Raw genomic sequence first — 15,996 nt, 5'->3', positions numbered from 1 at the left:
CTGCTGCAGGACCGCCACACCAGGCGCGATTAGCTCAGCGGGAGAGCACTACCTTGACACGGTAGGGGTCACTGGTTCAATCCCAGTATCGCGCACGTCGGATCCTTCGGGGTCTGCTGCAGGACCGCCACACCAGGCGCGATTAGCTCAGCGGGAGAGCACTACCTTGACACGGTAGGGGTCACTGGTTCAATCCCAGTATCGCGCACAGCACAGGCAGGGGCCGAGATCCGTGAGGATCTCGGCCCCTGCCTTTTGTCGTTGGTGCGCCTTGGCTCGGCTGCCCGTCCTCGCGCGTGGGGTGAGGCCGTGCCTACGGGGAGGCGGACAGAGGGAGCGGCGGAACCGGCGGGCCCGGTTGTACCCGCTGTACCGGCGGGCCCGGTAAAGATGAAGAGCCGCGTACGGACGCCCTCACCGACGTCCATACGCGGCATCTCCGCCTGCCGGGGTGCACTGCGCACCGCTCACGCCCGTCCGCGTGTCACCGCGGGCGCGGCCTTCCCCGGCGGCACCGGCTCCCCGTCCCCAGGGGATCCAGTGCCCGTTCAGTGGCCGGCCGGGCTGAGGAGCCCGGCCGGGTGTCAATGGCCGATCAGGTCGACGACGGCCTGGGCCTGGTTGGCCATCTGCTCCCAGCCGCCGAACAGCATGATCAGGAGCACCGCGCAGGGCAGCGCCATGGCCAGCGCCACCGCCGGGTGCCTGGTCGGCTCGGCGGCCTGGCGCTGGGCGAAGGCCGGCCGACGGCGGTGGGAGGATCCCGTGAGCTGCGGTGCCATGCCCATACTCCTGATTCGTGCGCTAGCTGTGCGCGCTGCCCGTGCTGATCGCTCGATGTTGGCGCGGTGGACGGCTTACCTCGGGGGACGAGCTCCCCGTCCACCGCTGAGCACAACGCTATTGCCCGAGGGGGTAGTCGGACGTCATGCCGTCGTACTGTTCTCCGGGCATCCCCGAGGATGACGATCAGACTTCGGGACTACTACCGCAGGGGGAGACGGTCTCGACCGGACCCCCGAGGGAACCCTGAGAGCCGACCCCGAGAAACGATTCGGCACCCTCACCACCCCGATGTCAGTGCAAGATCCGACAATCGCACGGCGGCTTGAGGTGTTGCGTATCAGCACACCGCAGCAGGCAGTCCGTAAGCTGTGCCAGACAGGAACTGACGATGCCCCAACGGACGGGGCCTCACCCACAGGCTGACGGGGAACGAAGATGGCGATGATGCGGCTGAGGCGTGAGGACCCCCGCATCGTCGGGCCGTACCGGCTGCACCGGCGGCTGGGGGCCGGCGGCATGGGCGTCGTCTACCTGGGGTCGGACCGGCGGGGGCAGCGGGTCGCGCTGAAGCTGATCCGCGCCGAACTGGCCGAGGACCTCGAGTTCCGCACCCGCTTCGCGCGCGAGATCGCCGCCGCCTCCAGGATCCGGGGCGGCTGCACCGCCCGTGTGGTCGGCTCCGACATCGAGGCCGACCGGCCCTGGCTGGCCACCGCCTACGTCCCGGGGCCCTCGCTGTACAAGCGGGTCGGCGACGAGGGCGCGCTCAACTGGCCCGAGGTGGCCAGGATCGGGGCCGCACTGGCCGACGGACTGGTCAAGGTGCACGAGGCCGGGGTGGTCCACCGCGACCTCAAGCCGTCGAACATCCTGCTCTCCCCCCGTGGCCCGCGGATCATCGACTTCGGCATCGCCTGGTCGCGCGGGGCCAGCACACTCACCCACGTCGGCACGGCGGTCGGCTCGCCCGGCTTCCTGGCGCCCGAGCAGGTGCGCGGGGCCGCCGTCACGCCCGCGACCGACGTCTTCGCCTTCGGGGCGACGCTGGCGTACGCGCTCACCGGGGACACCCCGTTCGGTTCGGGGGCCTCCTCCGAGGTGATGCTGTACCGGGTCGTGCACGAGGAGCCCGATCTGTCGGCCGTGCCACCGCAGTTGGCGCCGCTGATCCGGGCCTGCCTGGCCAAGGAGCCCGGTGAGCGGCCCGGCGCGGCGGCGCTGCACGAGCGGCTCAGCGAGCTGGCGGCGCGCGGTGCGGCGGGTGGTGCGGCTGCGGGCTTCGGCGGGGCCGGCGTGGCCGGGCCGGGCTTCGGCGGCGCAGGGGCGGGCGGTGCCGGTGCCGCTCCTGGTGGAGTCGGGGTTGGTGGCGCTGGAGTTGGTGGCGCTGGGATTGGTGGCGGTGCCGGGGTCGGTGGTGCGGTCCGTGCGGGTGGCGGGCGCCCGGGGGTTCGGTCGGCGGCCGGCCCGGGCGGCGGTGCGGTGCGCGGCGGGCCCACCACGCCGGTGCAGCCGTCCGGCCCCTCGCCGCAGGGTCCGGCACAGCATGGCGTCCCCGCGCCCGGTCGGGCGCCGGACCCGGCCCGGGCCCGGGCCGCGGCGGGGAGCCGTGCGCACTCCGCGCCCCCGGCCGGGCAGAGCCCCTACCAGGGCGGTCACCGGGCCGCGCCGCAGCGACGGCCGCACGGGCAGTCGCCGACCGCGGCGATGCCCCGGCCGGAGGCCGCCCAGACCACTCGGCCGCTGCGCGAGCGCCAGCAGACCCCGCCGCCCGGACGGGCCGACCGGCCTGTCGGGCCCGGTGGAGCGGAGGGCTTCCGGGATCGGGAGCAGCGGGCCGACCGGCCCCGCGGGCGGACCCGGGACCGGCAGCACACTCCCGCCCCAGGCGTCCGTCCGAGCACCTCGCGGCAGCGGCTGCTGCGGCAGCGGGTGGTCGTCTTCATCACCGTCACGCTCGGTGTCGCGCTGGCCATCGCGGCGGCGCAGGGCTGTGAGGACCGCGGCAACCAGGGCCTCCGGGCGCCGGGCGGTACGCGTGTGAGCGCGGCGGCGGCCGAGCAGCCGACTCCCCCGGGGGCCGGGCTGTCGGCGGACGGGGCGACCCAGTCCGCCGCTCCGCCGCCGGCGACGCCGCTCTCGGCGGCGGCCCGCAGCAGCGCGCCGGCCGCGGAGGGGGCGCTGGCCGCTGCACAGGGGGCCCTGCCGGTCGTGGACTGGCCGAACCGCAGCTACCCGGATCCGGCGGGCGGCCCGTCCGTCGCGCTGCGCGACGGACGCTCGGCGGGCAACGGGCCGCAGGTGGCGCTCAGCGCCGTACTCCCCGCCCGCTACAAGGGTGCGCCGGCGGCCCTGGTGATGCTGCGCCGGACGGAGGGCTCGGTTCCGCTCGACCTGGTGCAGTTGTTCTCGTTCAACGGGGATGCGCCGATGGCGCTGGCGTCCCGTTCCTCGGCCGCCGACCCGCAGGCGACGGCCACCTGGCGGCTCGACGGCGGCGCGCTGGTCCGCGAGGAGCGCGTCACCCAGACCGGCGCGGTCGCCTCGACGCGGTACACGGTGCGGGCCGACGGGAGCATCGAGGAGTCCTGGCCCGGTGCCGGCGCCTCCGGTGGCGGCACCGGCCTCACCAGCGTCCCGCCGCCTGCCGCCGCCCCGGCGCCGCCCACCGCGCCCACGGGCTGAGCACCCGCCTCGGCAGGCGTTTGGTGTGGTCGGCTTGTGGGGGCGCCGCCAGCCGCACGCCTCCCCGGCCTGGCGCGGCAACCGGCCACTGCACAGGAAGTCGGGCGGGCCGACTTTCCACTCCTCGCCTGGACGCCAGGGCGCGGCCGACCGCGACGGGAGTGGGGGGCCGACAGGCCAACCTCTCATCGGGCTCACCGCCCACGGCCCGGCTGGTTCAGCGCGCACGTCGGCCCTGCCTCCTTGCGTCCCTGCCGCGCCAGGCCTGACTCTCCGCCGTCTGCACTTTGCAAAGTCACACTTTGCAAAGTGCAGACAAGGGCGGAGGTCGGTTTGTGGCGAAGGCCCGGGGTGGGGGCGGGAGTGGAGGTCAGGCGGTGGTGACGGCGTAGAAGGCGACTGCGGCGGCGGCTCCGACGTTGAGGGAGTCGATGCCGTGGGACATCGGGATGCGGACGGGGTGGTCCGCGGCGGCGAGGGCCTGGGGGGTGAGTCCGTCGCCCTCGGCGCCGAGCATGAGGGCGGCCTTGGGGAGGCGGTTCGGGGTGAGGGAGGCCAGGTCGACGGCGATGTCGGCGGGGGTGAGGGCGAGGAGGCTGAAGCCGGCCGCGCGGACGGCGTCCAGGGCCGCCGGCCAGGGGTCGAGCCGGGCGTAGGGGACGGCGAAGACGGCGCCCATGGAGACCTTGACGGCCCTCCGGTACAGCGGGTCGGCGCAGTCGGGCGAGAGCAGGACGGCGTCCATGCCGAGCGCGGCCGCGCTGCGGAAGATCGCGCCCAGGTTGGTGTGGTCGACCAGCCCTTCCAGGACGGCCACCCGGCGGGCCGCGGTGAGCAGCTCGGCGGCCTCCGGCAGCGGCTTGCGCTCCATCGAGGCCAGCGCCCCGCGGTGGACGTGGTAGCCGGTGACGGCCTCGGCGAGCGCGGGCTCGACCACGTGGACCGGGGCGTCCACCTCCGCGATGACGTCGGCCATCACGTCGAGCCACTTCGCCGTCAGCAGCATCGACCGCATCCGGTAGCCGGCGTCGAGGGCGCGGCGGATGACCTTCTCGCCCTCGGCGATGAACAGGCCCTCGGCGGGCTCGCGGCGGCGGCGGAGTTCGACGTCGGTCAGGCCGGTGTAGTCGCCGAGGCGCGGGTCTGCGGGGTCGGTGATGGTGCTGGGTTCGGACACCCTGCGATCTTGCCAAGTCGGGGTGGCGAAGGCCAAACGGCCGACGGCCGGGATCGTTTGACCTGGCCCTGCGGCTGCCGGAGTGCAAATATGCAGTATGGCCCGTTTTCCGGGCCGATCTTGGGCTCCGTCGGCCTCTGGTGCTTCTGGTTCCGCCGTGTCCTCCCGATCCACCGGTACCGCCGGCTCCGCCGGTGGGCGCCCACACGGTCGGCACCAGCAGCCGCGAGCGGCGCGGCCGGGGTCGGCCATGCGCCGGTCCGTGGCCGGTCAGGTGTTCGCCCTGCAGGTGCTCGTGGTGCTGCTGCTGGTGGCATCGGCCGCGGTGGCGCTGGTGGTGCAGTCCCGCAACGACGCCGCGCAGGAGGCCCGTAACCGCTCCGTGGCGGTCGCGCAGACCTTCGCCAACTCCCCCGGCATCGTCGCGGCACTCCGTTCACCGGATCCGACGGCCCTCCTGCAGCCGAAGGCGGAGGACGCGCGGGTGGCCTCGGGCGTGGACTTCATCGTCGTCCTGAACACCGACGGCATCCGGTACACACACCCGAACCCGGCCCGGATCGGCCACAAGTTCGTCGGCGACTACCTGCCCGCGCTCAACGGGCAGGTGGTGACCGAGCGGGTCAACGGCACCATCGGGCCGCTGGTCCAGGCGGTCGTGCCGGTGCCTGCTCCCGACGGCTCGGTGGTCGGCATGGTCTCGGCGGGGATCACGATCGCCAATGTGAGCAGCGCGAGCGAGCGGCAGCTGCCGATGGTGCTGGGCGCCGCCGCGGTCGCGCTGGGACTGGCCACCTGCGGGACGGCGCTGATCAGCCGACGGCTGCGCCGCCAGACGCACGGGCTCGGCCCGGCCGAGATGACCCGGATGTACGAGCACCACGCGGCGGTGCTGCACGCGGTGCGCGAAGGGGTGCTGATCGTCGGCGGTGACGGGGTGCTGCTGCTCTGCAACGACGAGGCGCGCCGGCTGCTGGACCTGCCCGCGGACGCCGAGGGGCGTCCGGTGGCGGAGCTGGGGCTCGACCACGCGCCGGAGCGGTTGCTGACGGCCAACCGGCCGATCACCGACGAGGTGGTGCTGGCCGGCGAGCGGCTGCTGGCCGTCAACGTCCGGCTGACCGACCGGGACGGCGGCCCGCCGGGCTGTGTGGCCACCCTGCGGGACTCCACCGAGCTGCTGGCGCTGTCCGGCCGGGCGGAGGTGGCGCAGCGGCGGCTGCGGCTGCTGTACGACGCCGGGGTGACGGTGGGCAGTTCGCTGGACGTGACGCGGACGGCGGAGGAGCTGGCGCAGGTGGCGGTGCCGCGGTTCGCGGACTTCGTGAGTGTGGACCTGGCCGAGCAGGTGCTGGAGGGCGAGGAGCCCCCACTGGGGATGGCGCTGGGGAGGATGCGCCGGGCGGCGTTCTGCGGCGCGCGGGACGACTCGCCGTTCTACCCGGCGGGCACGGTGCTGGAGGTGGTTCCGGCCTCGCCGCTGGCCGGGACGCTGGACAGCGGGCTGCCGGCCGTCGAGCCGCGGCTGGCGGAGGCGGAGGAGTGGCGCAGGCAGGACCCCGAGCGGGCCGCGCAGGTGCTGGAGTACGGGGTGCACTCGCTGGTGCGGGTGCCGTTGCGGGCCCGCGGGGTGCTGCTGGGGGTGGTGCGGTTCTGGCGGGCCGATCGGCCCGAGCCGTTCGAGGAGGACGACCTGGCGCTGGCGGAGGAGCTGGTCTCGCATGCCGCCGTCTGCATCGACAACGCCCGCCGGTACACCCGGGAGCATGCGATGGCGGTGACGCTGCAGCACAGTCTGCTGCCGCGCAGTCTGCCGATGCAGAACGCGTTGGAGGTGGCGCACCGGTACCTGCCGGCCCAGGCGGGGGTGGGCGGGGACTGGTTCGACGTGATCCCGCTGCCGGGGGCACGGGTGGCGCTGGTGGTCGGGGACGTGGTCGGGCACGGTCTGCACGCGGCGGCGACGATGGGGCGGCTGCGGACGGCGATCCACAACTTCTCGACGCTGGACCTGCCGCCGAACGAGCTGCTGGGGCATCTGGACGACCTGGTGAACCGGCTCGACCAGGAGGAGTCGGCGACCGGTGGCGGGGCGGCGCTGACGGGGGCGACCTGCCTGTACGCGATCTACGACCCGGTGTCGCGGCGGTGCACGTTGGCGAGTGCGGGGCATCCGCCGCCGGCGCTGGTGTACCCGGACGGACGGGTGGAGTTCCCGGAGCTGGCGACCGGGCCGCCGTTGGGGCTGGCGGTGCTGCCGTTCGAGACGGTGGAGCTGGAGGTGGCGGAGGGCAGTCGGCTGGTGCTGTACACGGACGGGCTGGTGGAGGACCGGCAGCGGGACATCGACGTGGGGCTGGAAATGCTGCGGGTGGCGTTGGCCGGGCCGGACCGGACGCCGGAGCAGACCTGTGCGGATGTGCTGGGCGCGCTGCTGCCGGCGCATCCGCAGGACGACATCGCGTTGCTGGTGGCCCGGACGCGGGTGCTGGCCTCGGACCAGGTGGCGGAGTGGGAGGTGCCGTCCGACCCGGCGGCGGTGGGCGGCGTACGGGCGGCGGTGGCGGAGCGGCTGGCGCTGTGGGGGCTGGACGAGGCGGCGTTCGTCACCGAGCTGATCCTGAGCGAGCTGGTGACCAATGCGATCCGGTACGGGACCGGGCCGATCCGGGTGCGGCTGCTGCGCGACCGGGCGCTCATCTGCGAGGTGTCCGACACCAGCAGTACGTCGCCGCACCTGAAGTACGCGGCGACGACCGACGAGGGCGGCCGCGGGCTGTTCCTGGTCGCGCAGTTCGCGGACCGGTGGGGCACCCGGTACACGGCCACCGGGAAGGTGATCTGGACCGAGCAGCCGTTGGAGTGAGTGTGCGGGGTGGGAAGGGGTGCGTGGGGGCAGCGCGGGGCCGGCGGCGCAGCAGGGGCGGAGGGCGGGCGGGGCGGCTGGGTGGAGGGCGGAGTGGGAAGTCGGGCGGTCCGACTTCCCACTCCGGGCTGTTTGCAAAGTCGCACTTTGCAAACAGCCCGAACTGTCCGGGGCCGCTTCACTGAGCGCGTGCTGCACTTTGCAAAGTGGGACTTTGCAAAGTGCAGCACGCGCTCAGGGCGGGGGTGGCTCGTGGGCGGGGGCGCCGTCAGAGCGCAGGGGCCCGCTCACGGCAGGGTGGGCCGTGGGCGGGGGTGCCGTGGGCGGGAGTGGGTTGGGCAGGGGGTGCCGTGGGCGGGGGTCAGGCGGGGAAGGCCGGGGCGAGGACGTTGACCACGTCGCCGATGACGATGACGGCGGGGGGCTTGATCTGCTCGGCGGCGACCGTGGCGGCGACGGTGGCGAGGGTGGCGTCGACCCGGCGCTGGGCCGCGGTGGTGCCCTCCTGGACGACGGCGACCGGGGTGTCGGCCGGGCGGCCGCACTCGATCAGCTTGGCCGCGATCGCACCGATCTTGTCCACGGCCATCAGCAGCACCAGCGTGCCGTTCATCCGCGCGGCGGCCTCCCAGTTGGTCAGCGAGCGCTCGTCGTCCGGGCCGACGTGGCCGGAGATCACGGTGAACTCGTGCGTCATCCCACGGTGCGTGACCGGGACGCCGACCGCCGCCGGCACGCTGATCGAGCTGGAGATGCCCGGCACCACGGTGACCGGCAGCCCGGCCTCGACACAGGCCAGCAGTTCCTCGCCGCCGCGCCCGAACACGTACGGGTCGCCGCCCTTGAGCCGCACCACGAACCTGCCCGCCTTGGCGTGCTCGATCAGCGTGCGGTTGATCGCCTCCTGGGCCATGAACCGCCCGTACGGGATCTTGGACGCGTCGATCACCTCGACGTGCTCCGGCAGCTCGGCCAGCAGCTCGCGCGGGGCGAGGCGGTCGGCGACCACCACGTCCGCGTCCGCGAGCAGGCGGCGGCCGCGCACGGTGATCAGGTCCGGGTCGCCCGGGCCGCCGCCGACCAGGGCGACGCCCGCGCCGTGCGAGCGGAACTGGCGGGCGGCCAGCGAACCGTCCCGCAGGCCGTCCACGATGGAGTCGCGCAGGGCGGCGGAGTGCCGCGGGTCCCCGGTGAGGACGGCCACGGTGGCACCCGCGTCGCGGCCGCTGGCCGGGGTCCAGGCGGTGGCGGCCGCCGCGTCGTCGCTGCGGGCGCAGAACACCCGCTCCCGCTCGGCCTCGGCGCTGACCGCCGTGTTGACCGCCGGGTCGTCGGTGGCGACCAGCGCGTACCAGGCCGCGGCGAGGTCGCCGTCCTGGTAGCGGCGCTCGTGCCAGGTCAGCTCGCCCGCGTCGGCCATGGCCTGGACGGCGGGGGTGGTCACGGGGGATATCAGGTGCACGTCCGCACCGGTGGCGAGCAGGGCCGGCAGTCGCCGCTGGGCGACGTGGCCGCCGCCGATCACGACCACGCGGCGGCCGGCGAGCAGCAGGCCGACCGGGTACGGGGTGCGGCCCTCGGTGCTGGGGTGAGGAGTGGGCGCGGTCATGGGCGGTGCTCCTGGGTCGGGGTGAGGGTGGTGGGGGTACGGCGCGTCACCGCTCCGCGTACCGGCGCGCCCTCGGGCCGGTACGCGAAGCGGTGACGATGTGCGTCAGGCCTTCTCGGTGACCCCGGCGGAGTCGAACGTGGCTACATCGTGCATCGCACGGGCCGCACTCTGCACCAGCGGGAGGGCCAGCAGGGCACCGGTGCCCTCCCCCAGCCGCAGGTCCAGGTCGATCAGCGGCCGCAGTCCGAGCTTGGCGAGCGCGGCCTGGTGGCCGGGCTCGGCGGAGCGGTGCCCGGCGATGCAGGCGGCCAGCACCTCGGGGGCGATCGCCTTGGCGGCCAGCGCGGCCGAACCGGCGATGACGCCGTCCAGGATGACCGGGGTGCGCAGCGAGGCGGCGCCCAGCAGGAAGCCGGCGAGGGCCGCGTGCTCCAGGCCGCCGATGGCGGCGAGGACGCCGATCGGGTCGCTCGGGTCCGGCTGGTGCAGCGCCAGTGCGGTGCGGATCACCTCGACCTTGCGGGCGTGCGTCTCGTCGTCGATGCCGGTGCCGCGGCCGGTGACCTCGGCCGGGTCCAGGCCCGTGAAGACCGAGATCAGGGCGGCCGAGGCGGTGGTGTTGGCGATCCCCATGTCACCGGTGACCAGGGCCTTGTTTCCGGCGGCGACGAGGTCGCGGGCGGTCTCGATGCCGACCTCGATGGCCTTGAGGGCCTCCTCGCGGCTCATCGCCGGGCCCTGGGTCATGTCGTCGGTGCCGGGCTTCACCTTGCGCGGGAGCAGGCCGGTGGTGCGGCCCTGCTGGATCGCGTCGGGCAGCTCGGAGGCGACGCCCACGTCGACCACGCAGACCTCGGTGCCGATCTGCTTGGCGAAGGCGTTGACCACCGCTCCCCCGGCCAGGAAGTTGCCGACCATCTGGGCGGTGACCTCCTGCGGCCAGGGGCTGACGCCCTGGGCGTGCACGCCGTGGTCGGCCGCGAAGATCGCCACGCAGGCGGGCTCCGGGATCGGCGGCGGGCACTTGCGGGAGAGGCCGGACAGCTGGGCGGAGATGATCTCCAGCATGCCGAGGGAGCCGGCCGGCTTGGTCATCCGCTTCTGGCGGTCCCAGGCCTCGCCGAGGGCCTTGGCGTCCAGCGGGCGGATGCCGCGCAGGGTGTCGGCGAGCAGGCTGTGCGGCTCCTCGCCGGGAAGCGCGCGGTTGCCGTACTGCTCCTCGTGGACGACCCAGGAGAGCGGGCGCTTCTTGGCCCAGCCCTGCTGCTGGAGCTCGGGCTCGTCCGGGAAGACGTCGACGTAGCCGACGCAGAGGTAGGCGACGACCTCCAGGTGCTCGGGCAGGCCGAGCTCGCGGACCATCTCGTCCTCGTCGAAGAAGCTCACCCAGCCGACGCCGAGGCCTTCGGCGCGGGCGGCCAGCCAGAGGTTCTCGACGGCGAGGGCGGCGGAGTACGGGGCCATCTGGGGCTGGGTGTGCCGGCCCAGGGTGTGGCGGCCGCCGCGGGTGCGGTCGGCGGTCACCACGATGTTGACGGGCGTTTCGAGGATGGCCTCGATCTTGATTTCCTTGAACTGCTTGGCCCGGCCCTTGGGCAGCGAGTCCGCGAACGCCTCGCGCTGGCGCTCGGCGAGTTCGTGCATCTTGCGGCGGGTCTTGGCCGAGCGGATCACCACGAAGTCCCACGGCTGGGAGTAGCCGACGCTGGGCGCGGTGTGGGCGGCCTCCAGGACGCGGATCAGCACCTCGTGCGGGATCGCGTCCGGGCGGAAGCCGTTGCGGATGTCGCGGCGCTCGCGGATGACCTGGTGGACGGCGTCGCGGCCGGCCTCGTCGTAGCCGGGGGCGGCGGGGCCGCGCGGTTCGGCGGGCTCCTCGACGGGCTCCTCCTGGGCGGCCTCCTCGACGGGGCCGCCGGGGCCGGCCTCGGCCGGGGCGTCGGTGGAGGCGTCGGTCGGGGCGTCCGATGCGGCGTCGGCCTGCGCTTCGGCCGGCGGAGCGGCTGCGGTGTCCGGGGTGGACTCCGTCGCGGCGGCGGCCTCGGGCTCGGCGACCGGCTCAGCGGAGGGCTCGGCAACCGGCTCGACAGCCGACTCGGGCTCCACGGCGGACTCGGTGGCGGGGGCGGCCTCCTGCACGGCGGCCTCCTGCGGCTGCTGCTCGGTCTCCGGGGCGGTCACGGCCTGCCCAGAGGGCATCTCGCCGGTGCCGACGGCGGTCTCCGCTGCGGTCCCGGCCTCGGCACCGGGGGCGGCCTCGGTCGCGGGGGCGGTGACCTGGGTGTCGGCGGCATCGGGTGCCTGGTCGGCAGGCTGTGCCTCAATGGCGTGTTCTGCCACTGCGGCAGTCTCCGCCACGGCGGCCTGGTCTGCCTCGGTGACACGGTCTGCCTCGGTGGCGCTCTGCGCCAGAGTGGCATCCTGCGCCGGGTCGGCATGCTGTGCCACCTCGACAGGCTGTGCCTGCTCGGCGGTCGGCACCTCGGGCTGCGCCGCGGTCGCTATGGGGGCGGGCTGCTGCGGCGCGGCCGACTCGACGGGCTCGACCTGCGGAAGGCCGTGCGGGGTGGGCGCGGCGAGGAACGCCGAGATACGCCGGGGCTGGCCGACCGGGGCGGTCGGCTGCTGCTCGGGCTGGGCGGCGGCACCGGGCTCGCCGGCCTCGGTGACGACGTCGGTGGCGGTGAGCGCGTCGGTGGCTGCCGGTGCGTCGGCGGGAGCGGGCTCGACGACCGGTTCGGCCTGCGGCGCCTGCTCGACCGGCAGGGTCTGGTCCGCCACGGTCTCCGGGACCGCCGCGGCCTCCGGGGCCTCGACGGGCACGGCCTCGACGGTCGGCTCGGGCTGGACCGCAGCCTGGACCTCGGTCTGGCCCCCGGCCGCGACCGGCGTGAGCGGCTCTGCCGCGACCGGCTCGGCGGTCACCACGGGCTCGGCGACCGGCTCGGCGACGAGGGCCTGCGGCGCCTCGACCGGCTGCGGAGCCGGCTGCACGTCCTGGGCCGACTGCACGTCCTGGACCGGCTGAGCGGACTGGACCGGCTGACCCGACACGACCGGGACGGCCTGCGGCTGCGCCGGGGCCTGCACCGGCGCGGCCATCGGCGCGGCGAACTGCGGCTCGGGCTGCCCGACCACGGGGATGACGACCGGGATGCCGTGCGCGGGCGTGCCGCCCTGCGACGGCCCGCGGTCGGCGAGCGAGCGGACCGGGACGTGGCCGGTCATCAGCGACGGGTCCGGGATCGGCGGACCGGCGTGCAGCGGGCGGCGCGGCGGCTGAGTCGCCGTCAGTGCGTCCTGGCCCGTCGCCTGCAGCGGGTTCTGGACGGCCTGCGGCTGGCCCTGAGCCTGCGCAAAGGCCTGGGCCTGCTGCGCGGCCGGGTCGGCGGCGCCGAGCAGCGGCGGCTCCAGCGGCGGCCAGGAGGGGTCGACCGGGATGCCCGGTGCCCCCGCCGCGGCCTGCTGGCCGTCCCCGTACTGCCCGTCCCCGTACTGCGCGGCGGCGTCCGGCTCGGTGGCGGAGGCGAGCGGCTCGCCCCAGGAGCCCTGCGGACCGGGCATCAGCAGGACGTCGTCGTCCTCGTCGAGCAGATCCGGCTGGTCGGGCTGGTCCAGGAAGTGGAAGGCGGGGCGGGGCGCACCGCCCTCGGCGGGCCAGCCCTCCCCGGGGACACCGGCGACCGGCACGCCGAAGCCGGGGGCCTGCCCCACGACACCGGCGCCCTGCGGCGGGATCACGGCGGCGCCGGGCGCCATCGCGCCCGGCAGGCCCGTCCCCGGCACCGCGGGGTTCGGCACGACACCGCCGTCCGTCGCGATGCCCTGCACGGGTGCGACGGGTACCGCGACGCCCTCCGGGCCGCCGAGCGGGTCGGGCCCGGCGAGCAGGTGCTCCGGCAGTCCCTCGTTCGGGACGTGGCCGCCATCGGTCATGTCAAAGCTCCTTCCAGGCCGCTGCCGCGTCCTTGGCGACGCGATCACCGACCGCAGCGCCCATCCGCACGGGCCGGGCCTGCACCGGCCCGCCCCTCAATCACACGCGGCCGCCGCGCCGGGGCGCTGCGGCCGAAGTCCTTCCGGCGCGCTGCGGCACACCGGCCCGCGCACCACCCGTCAGGGTCGGCGCGCCATCTGAAACAACGACAACCCGGGGCAACCGGCACGACCGCACCGGACCCTACGGCATTCTCCAGGTCCGGCACGCGGCCCGTCGAATTGCCCACACTCCGAGCCACATCGGGTTGCAGCACGTCAAAAAGGCGACAAACCGACTGGATCGGGCAGGTCACCGGCCGCCGCAGCAGCCCAGGACGCCACACTACCGGCCCGGCACTGTCACCTCTCGAATCGGTGTCCGGATGCGACCTGGATCACCGCACGAAGGCGCGGGGAGGGACCGCAGGCCGGCGGCCGACGGCGCACCGAAAGCCCGTCGGGCAGCCACCGACCGGCCACCGGGCAACCACCGGAGGCCTGCTGCGGACGCTTGGAAGCATGCCCGGCCCGGCGTCGGAGGCGCACTGTCTTCACACGATCTGCTCACCCCAGAGCAGGAGCACGCCCGGTTCCCCCGCCCCGAACCGCAGCCCCCCGCCACCTGTCGCGCTCAGCGGCGCCGACTGCAGCAGGGCGCCGTCCGCCCGGTAGCCGGCCCCGGTGATCGCCCGGCGGAGCTCCTCCGCCTCCGCGAGGGTGCCGGCCACCGCCACGAACCGCTCGGGGCGGCGGGCCAGCACCGCGCGCACGACCTCCGGGCCGCCGGCCTCGACCACGGCCGCGTCCGGCTCCGGCAGCCCGCCCAGCACCTCCGGGCCGCGGCCGTGGACGGTCTCCACCTCGACGCCGTAGCGGCGCGCGTTGACGGTCAGCCGGGCGCAGGCCGCGCTGTCGGCCTCCACCGCCACCACGGCCGCGCCGAACCGCGCGGCCTCGATGGCGAGGGCGCCGCTGCCCGCGCCGACCGACCAGACCAGGTCCCCCGGGCGGGCACCCAGACGGGCCAGCACCAGCGCGCGGACGTGCGCGGGGAGCGCCTCCGATGCGCCGGGTCCGTCCGTCGCGCGCCCGGCGCCCGTGTAGGCGTCGCCGGGGAGCGCCCAGCCGCGCTCCGCGCCGGGGAAGCCGACCGGACGCCCGGCCAGCCATCCGGCCGCCTCGCCGTTCGCGCCGGGCTGCGGGCCGCCGCTGTTGCCGCCGATCACCAGTACCACGTTCGGGTCGCGCCAGACGTGGTCGGCGATCCGGTCCGAGGTCAGGACGGTGACGTCCTCCTCGGAGGTGCCGAGGGCCTCGCAGACCACGAAGGTGCGGTGCACCCCGCGCAGCATCAGCGCGAGTTCGGCGGGCCCGGCGCCGGGCGCGGTGAGCACCGCGACCTTGGGGTTGGCCCGGCAGATGTTGGCGGCGCGGCGCAGCCGTCCGCCGTGGGCGCTGACCACCTGGGCGTCCTCCCAGGGCATTCCGGCCCGGGCGAAGGCCGCGGCGACCGAGGAGACGGCGGGCAGGACCTCCAGTTCGAGGCCGTACTCGGGGCGGCGCAGGGTGCGGACGACGCCGAAGAAGCCCGGGTCCCCCTCGGCGACGACGACGGCGGCGCCGCGGTGTTCGGCGATCCGGTGGGCGGCGAGTCGGACGTTGCCGAGGACGATCCGTTCGGCGCCGGGCGGCACCGGGAGGGCGCTGAGCTGGTAGGGGGCGCCGGCCACCAGGGTCGCCGCGGCGAGCGCCGCGCCGGCGGCCTCGGTCAGTGGTGTGCCGTCCCACCCGATGACCGTGATCCGGTCAGCCATCTGCGGCCGTTCTCCCTCGCCTCGGTGCGCTCGTCCGCGCCGGTCCTTCGCGCCGGTGTGCGGCGCCGGACAGAGGCTACCGGGTGTGATCCCCCTTGCGCCGACAACTCGTACACATGTCCGTCACGTACCCGGCGGCAGCGGCCTCCCGGACGGGCGAGGCGAGCGCGGCGAACGGGCAGGGCAGGGCAGGGCAGGGCAGGGCAGAACGGAGCAGGACGGCGGTCAGTCGCGCAGGACGTACCGGTGGTCGCCGTGCCAGCCGGACTCCACCTCGGCCGGGGCCTCCATGTCCTCGGGGAGCAGGCTCCACAGGATGACGTCGCTGCGGCTCTCCTCCCCGCCCCGGGGGCCGACCGGAGCCCCCGCGGCCGACCCGCCGGAGCCGCCGGACCCCCCGGCCCCACCAGAGCCGGCGGATTCGCCGCGCACTATCCAGGCGCTGCGCAGCACGCCCTCGCTGATGCCGCCGATCTTCTGGGCGACCTGCTGGGCGGCGGTGTTCCCGGCGGCGGTGCGCATCTCCAGACGCAGGAAGCCGCGGTCCTCGAAGAGCCACTGGGCGACCCCGAGGACGGCCTCCGGCGCGTAGCCCTCGCCGCGGGCCCAGTGGGCGGTGACGTAGGCGATCTCGGTGGAGCGCAGCCGCCAGTCGGTGTTGCGCAGTTCGACCAGTCCGACCAGGCGCTGGGTGAGGTGCTCGGTGACGGCGAAGACGATGCCGCGGCCGGCCAGCCGGTGGGCGGGGGCGAGGGTGCGGGCGAGCTCGGCGGCGTAGCCCTCGGTGAAGGGGTGCGGGAGGTCCGTCCAGGCCAGGACCAGTTCGTCGGCCATCATGGCGGCCAGGCCGGGGGCGTCGTCCTCCGCAAGGGGGCGCAGCAGCAGCCGTTCGGTGCTGATGGCGGTCTCGGGGAAGCTCGCTGCCATGCCGTCTCTCCTCGCCGGGTCGTTGACACACCGTACGCCTCGCCGGTGCCCGGGTGTGACGCGGTGCACGGCCCGCACGACGGTACGTCAGAACTCGGCCTGTCAGGGTGTCACTACCTGCATACTGCCCGACCGGGCCCCCGCCGGGATGCGG

7 protein-coding genes, 2 tRNA genes and 1 pseudogene are annotated in these 15,996 nt (G+C 75.1%); 4 read left to right on the top strand and 6 right to left on the bottom strand.

Features of this window, described 5'->3' with window-relative positions:
• Window positions 1-23 precede the first annotated feature (23 nt).
• Window positions 24-95: transfer RNA gene (locus ACGFZP_RS18295), tRNA-Val, on the top strand.
• A 41-nt stretch (window positions 96-136) separates the two neighbouring features.
• Window positions 137-208: transfer RNA gene (locus ACGFZP_RS18290), tRNA-Val, on the top strand.
• A gap of 376 nt (window positions 209-584) precedes the next feature.
• Here ACGFZP_RS18290 and ACGFZP_RS18285 read toward each other — a convergent pair.
• The gene (locus ACGFZP_RS18285; protein WP_392933803.1) at window positions 585-782 is read right to left on the bottom strand and encodes a hypothetical protein; all 198 of its coding nucleotides are present in this window, start codon (window positions 780-782) and stop codon (window positions 585-587) included.
• A 439-nt stretch (window positions 783-1,221) separates the two neighbouring features.
• Between ACGFZP_RS18285 and ACGFZP_RS18280 the strand changes: the two are divergent.
• Window positions 1,222-2,049, top strand: a pseudogene (locus ACGFZP_RS18280) (serine/threonine-protein kinase); the annotation flags it as partial.
• 1,789 nt (window positions 2,050-3,838) lie between these two features.
• Here ACGFZP_RS18280 and ACGFZP_RS18275 read toward each other — a convergent pair.
• Window positions 3,839-4,645 (bottom strand): TrmH family RNA methyltransferase, encoded by an 807-nt coding sequence (locus tag ACGFZP_RS18275; RefSeq protein WP_392933800.1) that lies wholly within the window; start codon window positions 4,643-4,645, stop codon window positions 3,839-3,841.
• Window positions 4,646-4,742: 97 nt separating this feature from the next.
• Between ACGFZP_RS18275 and ACGFZP_RS18270 the strand changes: the two genes are divergently transcribed.
• On the top strand, window positions 4,743-7,511 hold the full coding sequence (locus ACGFZP_RS18270; protein WP_392933797.1) for a SpoIIE family protein phosphatase: 2,769 nt from the start codon (window positions 4,743-4,745) through the stop codon (window positions 7,509-7,511).
• Between the two features lie 361 nt (window positions 7,512-7,872).
• Here the strand turns inward: ACGFZP_RS18270 and cobA are convergent, their stop codons facing one another.
• From cobA to ACGFZP_RS18250, 4 genes are all read right to left on the bottom strand, one after another.
• Entirely contained in the window at window positions 7,873-9,120 is a 1,248-nt protein-coding gene (cobA, locus tag ACGFZP_RS18265) for a uroporphyrinogen-III C-methyltransferase (protein WP_392933795.1), read from the bottom strand.
• Window positions 9,121-9,225: 105 nt separating this feature from the next.
• Window positions 9,226-13,059: a nicotinate-nucleotide--dimethylbenzimidazole phosphoribosyltransferase gene (gene cobT / locus ACGFZP_RS18260; protein ID WP_392933793.1), complete on the bottom strand. Its 3,834-nt coding sequence runs from the start codon at window positions 13,057-13,059 to the stop codon at window positions 9,226-9,228.
• A gap of 593 nt (window positions 13,060-13,652) precedes the next feature.
• Complete coding sequence (gene cbiE, locus ACGFZP_RS18255; protein WP_392933790.1) at window positions 13,653-14,915, bottom strand: precorrin-6y C5,15-methyltransferase (decarboxylating) subunit CbiE; 1,263 nt, start codon at window positions 14,913-14,915, stop codon at window positions 13,653-13,655.
• A 225-nt stretch (window positions 14,916-15,140) separates the two neighbouring features.
• On the bottom strand, window positions 15,141-15,842 hold the full coding sequence (locus ACGFZP_RS18250; RefSeq protein WP_392933787.1) for a GNAT family N-acetyltransferase: 702 nt from the start codon (window positions 15,840-15,842) through the stop codon (window positions 15,141-15,143).
• Window positions 15,843-15,996: the final 154 nt, after the last annotated feature.

The organism is Kitasatospora sp. NPDC048239 (assembly GCF_043202015.1).
In the GTDB taxonomy this organism is placed as follows: domain Bacteria; phylum Actinomycetota; class Actinomycetes; order Streptomycetales; family Streptomycetaceae; genus Kitasatospora.
The sequence above is the reverse complement of the archived record's forward strand: the minus strand, read 5'-3'. Positions and strand labels throughout refer to the sequence as shown.

What these genes read in the sequence shown, in the direction of transcription:
- ACGFZP_RS18285 (WP_392933803.1), bottom strand. Translation starts at nt 782, where the DNA reads ATGGCACCGCAGCTCACGGGATCCTCCCACCGCCGTCGGCCGGCCTTC.
- ACGFZP_RS18270 (WP_392933797.1), top strand. Translation starts at nt 4,743, where the DNA reads ATGGCCCGTTTTCCGGGCCGATCTTGGGCTCCGTCGGCCTCTGGTGCT.
- cobA (WP_392933795.1), bottom strand. Translation starts at nt 9,120, where the DNA reads ATGACCGCGCCCACTCCTCACCCCAGCACCGAGGGCCGCACCCCGTAC.
- cobT (WP_392933793.1), bottom strand. Translation starts at nt 13,059, where the DNA reads ATGACCGATGGCGGCCACGTCCCGAACGAGGGACTGCCGGAGCACCTG.
- cbiE (WP_392933790.1), bottom strand. Translation starts at nt 14,915, where the DNA reads ATGGCTGACCGGATCACGGTCATCGGGTGGGACGGCACACCACTGACC.
- ACGFZP_RS18250 (WP_392933787.1), bottom strand. Translation starts at nt 15,842, where the DNA reads ATGGCAGCGAGCTTCCCCGAGACCGCCATCAGCACCGAACGGCTGCTG.